Below are 12,288 nucleotides of genomic sequence, written 5' to 3'. Positions count from 1 at the left end.
AAACGTCTTAGAAAATAAAAAAACTAAAAACTATTACGATGTCTCAATCTCTCGAAAATCCAAGCCTGTTAATTGATGCTTTTTAACCAAATCATAGAGACTATTTTCTGCATCTGTTGTCATGTACCTTAGGCCTATTTCTTTGGCTCTAAAAATTGTAGGGTTTTGTATTTTTTTCTTATCTATTACCAATCGATTGAATTTTTTAACTCTATCAACCTTTCCTCTTTCATTATAGTTCCATTGAGTTAGATCCTTATCTAAAACATCTTCAAATCCAACTAAATTTAATGCATACCAAATATCACCTTGCAAATCACATTCTAGATATTCAACATTTTTACCCAAGTGCGGCTCAAGAATATTTTTAGCTTTCTCTGACAAGACAAAAGATGTCGCTCCTAAGCCAGCGATATCCGGTATTTCTAAACCCTTATTTTCATTATCCTTATGAATTAACCATTTGACGCCTAAAGTACGCCAATTATCTTTCATAGAGTGTCCATCAAACAACAAAACTTGTCCTTCAGTTAACTGTAAAGTTTGCTCAAACTCCGTTTCATTCAAATAAAAATAAAGATCTGGATTAATATAAAACCTAAAAACCTTATTGAAATTAGACATTTATAATTTTACCCGTTATTCGTCAATAATATCATCAATTGGGAAAGTGCCTTTTTGTAGGCCATTTGCAATATCACGTAAAGTGTCTAAAATTCCTCTATGCCCAAGCCCTTCCTGTATAGCTTCATCGATCAAGAACTCAACATTCAAATAGTATTTCTCTGTATGGATAGTAGAATGTGCATATGCTCTAGGCATTGACTTCATAGGAATATGAGCTTTATGGAGTGGCAAATAGACACCGTTAGCTTCATGATCAATATCAATTCCAAAAGCAGCTAATCTAAGCCTAGCTTTTGAGGCCCTAATATCATTCCATGAGACGATATGATGAGCGGCAGTTCCTTCAGGTTTATCACCTCGACCAGCTTTTCTCATATTCTCAGCAAGTTTTTTAGAATGAGCCCTCATATGCTCCCACTGTACATTACGGGAGTATACAAGTTCACTATCACTTATATAGCCTTTTCTATATTTAATAGAGCTAGTTACTACATTTTTATAATAAATAGCATAGGCTTGAGCTGTAGATTTTGCATGAACTGCATCACCTGTTACCGATAAAATGTCTTCCTCAAGGTCTTGAATAGACACTTCTTGATATTCCCGCTGCATTTTCTAATCCCTTAAAATATAATGAAACCCAAATCGCTGGGGATAGGTTAGTAGATATAATCAACCTTCATGTTGAAAAACTATAAATATTTATAATTAAAAGACAAACTCAACACAAGAAAAGATTAAGGAAACAAGATAAAAAACGCCCTTTCGGGCGTTTGTCATATATATCCTGTTCGCCTACTTGTGATCGTGTTATGCCACTTCTTCAGCCAGATTAATGCGGTTTTCTTCTACCGCATGGCAAGCAATTAAATGACCTTGTTCTGATTCGTCGTAGCTATCCAGTTTCAACACAGGTGTTTCACTTTTACAACGTTCATTAGCAAAGCGGCAACGCCCATGAAATGCACAACCAGAAGGTGGATTCAATGGTGACGGTAACTCCCCTTCTAGCTTAATTCGTAAGCGACGCTTTTCAGGTGATAGCTGTGGCGTACTAGACAATAGAGCTAGGGTATAAGGATGTTTCGGGTTGTCGAACAATTGTTCACACGTTCCTTGTTCAACCACTTTTCCTAAATACATCACCATCACATCGTCAGCAATATGCTCTACAACCGATAGGTCATGAGAGATGAACACATAGCTCAATCCAAACTCTTCTTGTAAATCCATCATTAGGTTGAGCACCTGCGCTTGTACCGATACGTCCAACGCAGAAACGGGCTCATCAGCCACGATGACATGAGGATCCAGCATCAAACCACGGGCAATGGCAATACGCTGGCGCTGACCACCGGAGAACATATGGGGGTAGCGATCATAATGCTCCGCTTTGAGTCCCACTTTTTCCATCATGGAAATGGCTTTGGCTTTACGATCCGCTTTGGGCAAGTCTGTGTTAATCACCAAAGGCTCTTCGAGAATTGTGCCGATTTTCTTACGCGGATTCAGTGAACCATAGGGATTCTGAAAAATAATCTGAATTTTCTGACGCAACTTAGTCTGTGTACTCTTGCTTAGGGTCAGCAAATTCTGCCCAAGGTAGCCCAATTGGCCATCAGTCGGTGTTTCAATCATGGTTAGCATACGACCTAGAGTCGATTTACCACAACCTGACTCCCCCACTACGGCCAGAGTTTTTCCTTTTTCCAGATTAAAACTTACCCCATCGACCGCTTTCACCACGGCTTCAGGCTTAAACATACCTTGTTTCACATGATAATGCTGTTTCAGACCCTCAGCTTTTAGAATTAGCGCACTGTCAGCAACGTTTGTTTTACTCATGCGGCAGGTCTCCCTTGTGTATCAAGTGGCGTGTGACATTTCACTTGTCGATTCAGTGAACCTTGGTTCTCAGGCTCCTCTTTTCGACAATGATCCGTTGCGTAAGGGCAGCGTGGACTTAGCAAACACCCTTGTGGACGATCATATTGACCTGGCACCACTCCAGGCAAGGCATCTAGACGGGCTTTTCCTGAGGCGGATTCGGGCAGAGAAGCCAACAAGGCTTGTGTGTACGGATGTTTCGGCGTGCTAAATACCTCGGCAGCCGGACCAGACTCAACGATTTGGCCTGCATACATCACGATAACACGATGGGCAACTTCCGCTACTAACGCCAAGTCATGGGTAATCAATACCAAGCCCATTTGTTTTTTGCGTTGCAACTCTATTAGCAAATCAATGATCTGTGCCTGAATGGTCACGTCTAATGCCGTGGTGGGTTCATCTGCCACCAGCAAACGAGGATTACAAGCAATCGCCATGGCGATCATCACCCGTTGGCTCATTCCCCCAGACAGTTGATGAGGATAATTATCCAGACGTGATTCAGGCGCCGGAATGCCCACTTGGGTCAGCAATTCAACGGCCCGTTTTTTCAATTCTTTTTTACTGCCGCCTTGGTGCGTTTTGAGCGCTTCAATAATCTGGTAGCCCACAGTAAAACATGGGTTCAAACTGGTCATTGGATCTTGGAAGATCATCGCAATGTCCGAGCCTGTCAGTTTACGACGCTGCTTTTCTGGCATGGCTTGTAGATCTTTACCATCGAACGACAACTGATCGGCGGTGACTTTGCCAGGAAAATCGATCAAGCCCATAATCGCCAATGAACTCACACTCTTACCTGAGCCAGATTCCCCGACAATACCTAGGACTTCCCCTTCCTCGACTTTATAACTGATGTTGTCCACGGCACGGAATTTGCCGAAGGTCACACTTAAATTGTCCAGCTGTAACAGTGACATCACAACCTCCTACTGTTTCAACTTGGGATCAAGGGCATCGCGTAAGCCATCGCCCATGAGGTTAAAGGCCAACACGGTGATCAAGATGATCAAACCTGGGAAGGTGACGACCCACCATGCACGCTGTACAAATTGCAACGCATTCGCCAACATGGATCCCCACTCTGGTGTCGGTGGTTGTGCACCGAGCCCCAAAAAGCCCAGTGCTGCCAAGTCCAAAATCGCACTGGAAAAGCCCATCGTGGCCTGTACAATCAAAGGAGCCAAACAGTTTGGCAAAATACAGATAAACATCAGACGCAGTGGGCTCGCCCCAATAACCCGTGATGAGGTGACATAATCACGAGACATTTCACTCAAGGTAGCAGCACGGGTCAAACGAACATAGTTAGGCAAAGAGACAATGGAGATGGCCAAAGCCGCATTAAAAATACTGGGGCCTAGAATGGCAACAACCGCAATGGCGAGCAACAAACTGGGCATGGCCAACATAATATCGACCAAACGCATGATAACGACGTCAATCACACCTTTAAAATACCCTGCTACTAAGCCGAGTAAAATACCTAACACTAACGATAAAGTAACCGCCAACGCCCCAACGGCCAATGACAAACGAGCGCCATAAATCAAACGAGACAAAATATCTCGTCCCACATCGTCCGTCCCTAAAATGTAAGACCAATTACCACCATCCAACCAAGCCGGAGGCAATAGAAACGCATCACGGACCTGATCGGACGGCGAATGGGGAGCAATCACATTGGCAAATATCGCTAAAAAGCATATCAAGACAATAAATGCCAAGCCCGCGACCGCCCCTTTATTGCTACTAAAATAGTGCCAAAACTCACGCAAAGGAGTTCTTGGTGCCGGAGCTATATTAATGGCCTCTTGGGGCTCTGAATTGGGTTGCGCAGATTGCGCTTTTGATTGAATCGTCATAAAAGCGCCTCCTTATCGGCTATGTCGAATACGTGGGTTAACAATGCCATAAGCGACATCAACCAACAGGTTTACAATGATGATAATGGTAGCAACAATCAAAATACCACCTTGCACTACTGGATAATCTCGCCGGCTAATAGCTTCGATCAACCATTTACCGATGCCCGGCCAGGCAAAGACGGTTTCCGTCAGAATCGCCCCCGACAACAAGGTGCCAACTTGTAAACCAATCACCGTAATCACCGGAATCAACGCATTACGTAACGCATGAATAATGATCACTCGCCAAGGGGCAATTCCTTTGGCACGGGCCGTTCGAATATAGTCTTCACTTAATACTTCCAACATAGACGAGCGTGTCATGCGAGCAATAACCGCCATCGGAATGGTACCCAAAACAATGCTTGGCAAAATAAGATGTGAGACAGCCGAAATAAACGCGCCTTTTTCACCCGACAACCAAGAGTCAATCAACATAAACCCTGTGACATTATCAATCCAATACACCACATCAATCCGGCCGGAAACGGGTGTCCACCCTAATGTCACGGAGAAAACCAACATGAGCAATAAAGCCCACCAAAAAATCGGCATGGAATACCCTGTCAGCGACATCGTCATTACAGAGTGATCAAAAATAGTGCCACGTTTAACGGCCGCAAAAATACCAGCTGGCAGCCCAACGAAGATGGCGAAAATAGCCGCACAAACTGACAGTTCAACCGTGGCAGGAAATAGGGTAAGAAACTCTTTCATGACCGAATCATGAGTCACCAGTGAATACCCTAAATTGCCGTGTAAGATACCGACAACATAATCGAAATATTGCACATAAAGCGGCTTATCAAGACCAAGCTGAGCAGCCAACTCAGCATGACGTGCGGCAGATACGCCGTGCTCACCCGCCATGACTTCAATCGGATCCCCAGGAATCATATGAATCAAAGCAAAGGTCAGTAGAGTAATACCAATAAACGTCGGGATGACAAGGCTTAATCGGCGGAAAATAAACTGGAACATAAAGAAATGGCTCTCTGGCTATTTGACTAGAACGAGCAGCGCTCGATCAGTGAGGTGTTTGCTCACGTCCCAGCAAGCAAACACCTTTTTCTACATCCAATTAGGATTAATCTTCTTTACTTACGTACTCGAAGTTATGGACTCCCAATGGAATAATTTTATAGTTTTTCACATCTTTGCGAATTGGCATATAAACGGTCGAGTTGGCAATCGGCATAAAAGGTACTTGTTTATGGAAGATCACTTGCGCTTCCTTATAGTACTTGGTGCGTTTTGCGATATCTGATGTGCGTTTCGCTTTGGTCAAAAGGGTATCAAAGCTTTTGTTACACCACTCAGAATAGTTACCACCACCTACAGCATCACAGCTTAGTAAGGTATATAAAAAGTTATCCGGGTCGCCATTATCGCCAGTCCAACCAATGAGTAGAGTATCGGCTTCACCCGCTTTCGCGCGTTTCAAATACTCACCCCATTCGTAAGTCTTGATCTTCGCCTTCACACCCACTTTCGCCCAGTCTTCTTGGATGATCTCCGCCATACGACGAGCATTTGGGTTATATGGACGTTGAACAGGCATGGCCCAAATCGTCGTGGAGAAACCATTTGGATAACCCGCTTCTTTTAACAACTCTTTGGCTTTAGCAGGATCAAATGGGTAATCCTTAATGCTGTTATTATAAGACCACATAGTCGGCGGAATTGGGTTTTTAGCTACTGTACCTGCCCCTTGGAAGACGGCATCAATAATGGCTTTTTTGTCTGTCGCATAGTTCAATGCCTGACGAACTTTCACATCGCCAAAGGGTTTTTTCTTAACGTTAAACGTTAGATAACCCACATTCAAACCCGCCTGACTTAGCAATTTAATGTTTGGATCTTTTGCCATCTGTTTAAGATCAGCAGGGTTTGGATAGGGCATCACGTCACACTCACCGGCTTTTAACTTAGCGTAGCGAACAGAGGCATCCGGCGTAATGGAGAAAACAAGACGGTCAATTTTTGGCTTGCCTTTCCAGTAATCTTTAAAGGCAACATAACGAATTAAAGAGTCTTTTTGGTACTGAACTTTTTGGAATGGACCAGTACCTACTGGGTCTTGGTCTAGCTTCTCAGGTGTGCCCGCTTTTAGGTATTGATCTGCTTGCTGTTTAGAGAAAATAGAAGCGAAGTCCATCGCTAAGTTAGCAACAAAAGGAGCATTTGGGTGATTCAATACAAACTTCACTGTGTAGTCATCGACTTTCACAATGTTTTTGATCAGTTTATCCATCCCCATATCATCAAAGTAGCCATATGAACCGCCACCTACATTATGGTATGGGTTGCTTTCAAGACGCTGGCGGTTGAATGTGAACAATACATCGTCCGCATTAAAATCACGGGTGGGATGAAAATCTTTTGAGCTTTGGAACTTCACACCATGACGTAAATGAAAGGTGTATACTAAGCCATCTTTAGAAACATCATAGCTCGTCGCCAAGCTGGGAACCACTTCGGTCGTACCGTATTTAAATTCCATCAGACGGTTAAAAATCGTCTGAGAAGACGCATCGAATGTGGTACCAGAGTAGTAAAGCTCAGGGTTAAAACCTTCTGGGCTACCTTCTGAACAATAAACCAAGGTACTTTTTGCTTGCACAGTGGAAGCCATCATCGCTCCCGCTGCCAGCATAGCAAGCGGTAATGCTGCTAACCCTTTTTTCATTTTCATTCTCCATTAGCATAATTATGATCGTGTGAAACACGTGGGAAGTAGAATCAAGGTACTCGTTACTTTTATGATTTGGTACAGGGTAACTATAGACGCCTTTCAGAAAGTTGGAGAGAAAGAACCTATATAAAACAACCTCATTTAGGCTCCTGCCTAAATGAGGTGTTTGTCTCGTCCTTGAGCCCCCTTTAGCTATTTTTTACCAACCGACGAACGGTTTGCAGAAAAATAGCGTAGGTCAAGGTTACTCAAGGTTTACACAATCACCAATCGAAATAACGAGATGCTTCATACGTGTAATGAATATGGAATGAATATGAAGAAAAGAATCACCCAAAAATGCGGCGACCAATCTCAATCATAGTGCAGTCGAGGAAGCAATTAGAGAATTAAAAAAGATATAAAAAAGTCAATATTTTCAATATACTGTTGGCCTTTCAAGGTTTTTAGAGTCGGTATGATGTTAAGTTTTTGTCTGACGCTTGATACCTTGATCGACCGCTTGGGTTAATGGAGTATTTTGTCTCATTGTTTTTGCCTGAGTGAGGCATAAGTTCACATCTTTATGTCTCCATTCGAGGACAAAGCCAAAATCAAATTCGTTTTTTGCCATGGTTTAGCACGATTTTCATCTAATCAAGACCCAGATACACCATGCTTTAGGGAATCAACAAACCTTGCGATAGCAAGCCCTGCTTTTTGCGCAAAGCAATACCTTGGGGTGACCTAAATAAGACATCTGTGATAAAAATCGTACACATCAGTCTGTGGATAACTTTGTGCAAGATTTTCTCAACCCCCACCCAATCCTGATAAAATCATAACGTTAATAAAAATCGTATATTTTTTATACGAATCAGTTGGAAAACAAACCAAGCTCATAAAAGCGCCAGAGATACACTCCAGCTCATCAGACAGTCCCTATCCATAAAGTCTAAGAAAATCAATCTATAAGCCTTCTCTAGCAAAAAATTTAATTTTTTCCTTTTAAAAATCAGAAAGTTATAAACATTATCCAGTTGTATTGTCTGATATCACAATGAAATGAATTCATACCTATAACCTCAAAGCTAAACGAGATTTCTCTCGGCATCAATAACCCCGTAATTTATTTCTAAGGCTATTAGGGCGTCATTTGGACGAGTTTATACGTTTTTTACGACGAAAAATTGCGTATATTTTTATCTCCAGTGTTTGGGGATAAATTTTTTCGGGTTTCAGGAATCCCCTGTTGTTCACGTCAAACAAGCGCTTAGTAATGAGTATAATTCATATCGGTAGACATCAAGAGTTGTGCTAGAGTGATAGAAAAACAATAAGACATGACAATGAGGACTCGACTCGCAATGGATAATATCGCTTCTCAGATTTCGTCGACTGAGCGATCTTCTATCGCCCCAATGGATCCTGATCATCAAGGTGATCCCTATAAGAATCTAGAAAACACGCTTTTTGTTTTAAAAAAACACAGCCGAATTCATCCATTTCCAAGTTTTAACCAGCGCCTAACGCTATTAACTAAGCTTCAACACGCATTATTAAGTTATGAAGAAGCCTTATTGAAAGCATTAACGTCAGATTATGGGCAGCGCGCCCCTGAAGAGTCACGTTTAATTGAACTGATTCCGGCGTTAGGGGAAATAAAACACGCTAAACGACACCTATCTCATTGGATGCGCTCACAATCTCGCCGCCCCCATATCAGTATTTTTCCAGCCAAAGCCAGCGTGATGTATCAACCTAAGGGGGTTGTCGGCATCATCTCGCCTTGGAACTACCCCATTTTATTGTCTCTTAGTCCGTTAGTAGGCGCATTGGCTGCGGGAAATCGCGTCATGTTAAAAGCCTCTGAGTTCTGTCCTGCAACCAACTCAGTGTTGCGCCAACTATTGGAAGAATCCCTTAGCGAGGAGTGGGTTGCCTTTGTTGAAGGGGAGGTCGAGGTGGCGAATGCCTTTAGCCAATTACCCTTTGATCATCTTTTATTCACTGGATCCACCCAGGTGGGCAAACAGGTTATGGCAAATGCAGCACAACATTTAACTCCAGTGACCCTTGAATTGGGGGGGAAATCCCCTGTGATTGTGTCACCATCGGCGAACCCGAAAACGGCTGCTGAATCTATCCTATTTGGTAAATTGATCAATGCGGGGCAAACCTGTGTCGCACCCGACTACATACTATGTCATCGACAACAAAAGCCTGCTTTGATACACCATATGAAGCAAACACTTGCACGTATGTATCCTAACGGAATCGATAGCCCTGATTACACCTGCTTAATCAATGAAAAACAAATGAGTAGACTAACGGGTTATTTAGACGAAATAGAGCAACAGCAAATCTGTTACGAAAATTTAATGCCGCAGGGCCCAAAATGGAAAGAGAACAAATTGGCCCTCCACCTTTTGCACCAACCAGATGAACAACTTAAGGTGATGCAGGAAGAGATCTTCGGGCCTATCTTACCCTTGCTCCTCTATAACGATCTCAGCGAAGCCATAGCCTATATCAATGTGCGCCCTCGTCCACTAGCAACTTATCTGTTCAGCCAAAATACAAAGGAGCATCGGGAGGTCGAAACAGGCATGGTATGTGGAGGCTTAGTCATCAACCAAACCCTCTTACATGTGGCACAGGCCGATTTACCCTTTGGCGGGATCGGTGAGTCCGGTATGGGGATGTATCATGCAATCGAAGGGTTTCATACCTTCTCACACACCAAAGCAGTGCTCCATAAAAAACGCCCAAATATGATACGTCTGCTCATGCCGCCTTATAAAAAACACATTCACAAACTACTAAAAAGATATTGGCGCTTTTTATAATGCAGGACGGGGCACAGGATACATAAAAGGCCCCATGGTAAATGGGGCCTTTTATTGAGCGGACACAATTCAAGCTTACGGTAAGCTAATCACTCACCTTAATGCATTTAAACGTTTGGCAATCGCATCAATCTCTTTACTCATATTACTGAGTTTGTTTGAATCCGCCGCATTGCTGCCCGTTAGCTCTTGCAAACGTGAGACAAACTGAGTCAGATCCTGAGAGACTTTTTGCTGTTCATGGGCCGCCTCAGAAATCTGCGTTGCCTGTTCAGTAATTTGTGAGAAGGCATTCACCACTTCCTGTAGGTGATTAGCCGTGAGTTCGGCCGTCTGCACCGCTTTCTCAGTCTCCTGTTGCCCCAGCTCCATTGAGCTGACGGACTCTTTCGAGCCAACTTGTAAGCGTCCGAGCACCTGCTCAATTTCCACAGCAGAACTTTCACTCTTAGCCGCCAAGTTACGCACTTCATCCGCGACCACAGCAAAGCCTCGCCCTGTTTCACCCGCCCGAGCCGCCTCAATTGCCGCATTTAAGGCCAATAAGTTCGTTTGCTCAGCGATATCACGAATCACACTTAACATGCTATTCGCTTGGCGACTGTCTTCATCCAACTTAAGGATATTTTGTTGTGCTAGGGTCATGGCCTGTGTGAGAGAACGCATGGTATTAATCACTTCGCCCATTTCTTTACCACTCACACGAACATCATTATGGATACGCTCGACGGTTTCCTTCGTTTCATTAGCATACATAGACACATCATGAGAGGTAGCAGCTAATTCTTCAGTCGCTGCCGCTAACGTGTGGTTTTCATCACTCAAACTATTCGCTTTATTCAAGAAGTCATGACTGAACTCACTTAAACGACCAGCGTCTTTCACTAGGTTTGCAGACTCTTGGTGAATTTGCCCTAATAGTTGTTTCAGTTTATCGCCATACCCATTGACAGCTTGGCGTAACTCTCCCAATTCATTGAGCTTACCGACCTCAAGCTCTTGCGTACTACCTCCCTCTGCCAGCTGGTGAATTCGAGTAGTGGTTTGATTGATTTGCCCTAACAAACTGCGGAAGAAGGTAGCGGCAATCACACCAACGACAATCAATAATGCACCAATGGCTAGCATCAGGAACCAGCCCATATTTTGTGCGATTTCCGTCATGCGAGACTTTTCTACCACCAAACCCACACTCCAGCCAGTACTTGGCAGCTTAACCACATTGACATAGGCCGCCCCACCTAAAATAGCGTCCTTCTGTTCTTCAAAGCCTTTTTGCCGACCTGATTGATTGTAATACGTTAAAGCAGGTTTCAATGATGGATATTGCTTTGATAGCTCGGCCACTGTTAGCATGCTGCCATCATTTTTGACAAGATTAGCTTTACCTTTCGGGAAGCTAATCACTTGCCCTGAGGGATCAATGGCAAACACATAACCTTGGTTTTCAGTGCCATAGGCTTCTAACGATTTGGTAATATCCGCCAACATCATATCGATAGTCGCCACCCCAGTGAACTGGCCTTTCTCTTTAATTGGCACAGTACAGGTCACCATGGGGGTTTTGGTAACAGGGTCAATATAAGCATCGGACCAAGAACAGCGATTAACGGGTGCATTACGTCCCACGGTATACCAGCTATCGTTATGATAACCGGGGCCCGAAGGATCATTATAATCATCTAGATACTTCATACCAGAATCAGAGCGCGCCCAAAAAAAGCTACGACGATCCACTCCTTTTGTGAACGCATTTGGCTCAGGCCAAATTCCCCCACCAGCAATACTGGCATCGTCATGATTGTCTATCACACTTGGGAAAAGTGTCTTGAATAACGCCTCATCCTTGGGTAAACGCGCACTAAGCAATGCCAACGTACTGGTGAGTACCTGAATTTTTTCTAATTTGGCACTGAGTAAATTGGATAATGCCTCTTGATTAACGGCAATTTGTCTTTGACGTTCTAAGGTAAGATCTGGCTTTACCTTAAACTCGACAACCGCATAAATACAGGCTAAGGCTAAAATAAGAATGGCGAGCAGACCAATGGCGATTTGCTGGCGAATTTTCAAGGTGGGCTTCATGTTCTCTCCATGTTTTATAAACAAGAGTTAATTAACAAAAAACCAAATGGGACATATGGGCATCCTATCCATTTTTTGCTCTACATCAATGTAATCTCATCATCCCAGTTAAATACGCTTTAATAGGAATAACGCAAATATTTTGTCAGCATACTACAAAGAAATATATATCTAATTTAACATTTTTTTCATAGTAACCAAACCATATGGACATATATCCCACATTACGAGCCAATAAGGTAGAACACGAAGTTTT

General features: G+C 43.2%; 9 protein-coding genes. 1 reads left to right on the top strand and 8 read right to left on the bottom strand.

Going from position 1 to position 12,288, the window contains the following annotated elements:
• Window positions 1-33: 33 nt before the first annotated feature.
• The 7 genes from MSP8886_RS02660 to MSP8886_RS02630 form a co-directional block, all read right to left on the bottom strand.
• On the bottom strand, window positions 34-624 hold the full coding sequence (locus MSP8886_RS02660) for an imm11 family protein (protein WP_067012395.1): 591 nt from the start codon (window positions 622-624) through the stop codon (window positions 34-36).
• Between the two features lie 15 nt (window positions 625-639).
• Complete coding sequence (locus tag MSP8886_RS02655; RefSeq protein WP_067012393.1) at window positions 640-1,239, bottom strand: AHH domain-containing protein; 600 nt, start codon at window positions 1,237-1,239, stop codon at window positions 640-642.
• A 198-nt stretch (window positions 1,240-1,437) separates the two neighbouring features.
• Window positions 1,438-2,472, bottom strand: a complete 1,035-nt coding sequence (locus MSP8886_RS02650) for a peptide ABC transporter ATP-binding protein (RefSeq protein WP_067012391.1) — start codon at window positions 2,470-2,472, stop codon at window positions 1,438-1,440.
• Window positions 2,469-3,437 (bottom strand): dipeptide ABC transporter ATP-binding protein, encoded by a 969-nt coding sequence (dppD, locus tag MSP8886_RS02645; protein ID WP_067012388.1) that lies wholly within the window; start codon window positions 3,435-3,437, stop codon window positions 2,469-2,471. Before dppD ends, MSP8886_RS02650 begins: the two co-directional genes overlap by 4 nt.
• A 9-nt stretch (window positions 3,438-3,446) precedes the next feature.
• On the bottom strand, window positions 3,447-4,382 hold the full coding sequence (gene dppC, locus MSP8886_RS02640) for a dipeptide ABC transporter permease DppC (protein ID WP_067012386.1): 936 nt from the start codon (window positions 4,380-4,382) through the stop codon (window positions 3,447-3,449).
• Between the two features lie 12 nt (window positions 4,383-4,394).
• The gene (locus MSP8886_RS02635) at window positions 4,395-5,405 is read right to left on the bottom strand and encodes an ABC transporter permease subunit (protein WP_067012384.1); all 1,011 of its coding nucleotides are present in this window, start codon (window positions 5,403-5,405) and stop codon (window positions 4,395-4,397) included.
• A gap of 106 nt (window positions 5,406-5,511) precedes the next feature.
• Window positions 5,512-7,113, bottom strand: coding sequence for an ABC transporter substrate-binding protein (locus MSP8886_RS02630; RefSeq protein ID WP_067012382.1), 1,602 nt, complete (start codon window positions 7,111-7,113; stop codon window positions 5,512-5,514).
• A gap of 1,352 nt (window positions 7,114-8,465) precedes the next feature.
• Here MSP8886_RS02630 and MSP8886_RS02625 point away from each other — a divergent pair.
• Window positions 8,466-9,947 (top strand): coniferyl aldehyde dehydrogenase, encoded by a 1,482-nt coding sequence (locus MSP8886_RS02625; protein WP_245659011.1) that lies wholly within the window; start codon window positions 8,466-8,468, stop codon window positions 9,945-9,947.
• Between the two features lie 93 nt (window positions 9,948-10,040).
• Here the strand turns inward: MSP8886_RS02625 and MSP8886_RS02620 are convergent, their stop codons facing one another.
• Complete coding sequence (locus MSP8886_RS02620; RefSeq protein ID WP_067012380.1) at window positions 10,041-12,032, bottom strand: methyl-accepting chemotaxis protein; 1,992 nt, start codon at window positions 12,030-12,032, stop codon at window positions 10,041-10,043.
• Window positions 12,033-12,288 lie beyond the last annotated feature (256 nt).

This window comes from Marinomonas spartinae, from assembly GCF_900089775.1.
Classification (GTDB): domain Bacteria; phylum Pseudomonadota; class Gammaproteobacteria; order Pseudomonadales; family Marinomonadaceae; genus Marinomonas; species Marinomonas spartinae.
The sequence above is the reverse complement of the archived record's forward strand: the minus strand, read 5'-3'. Positions and strand labels throughout refer to the sequence as shown.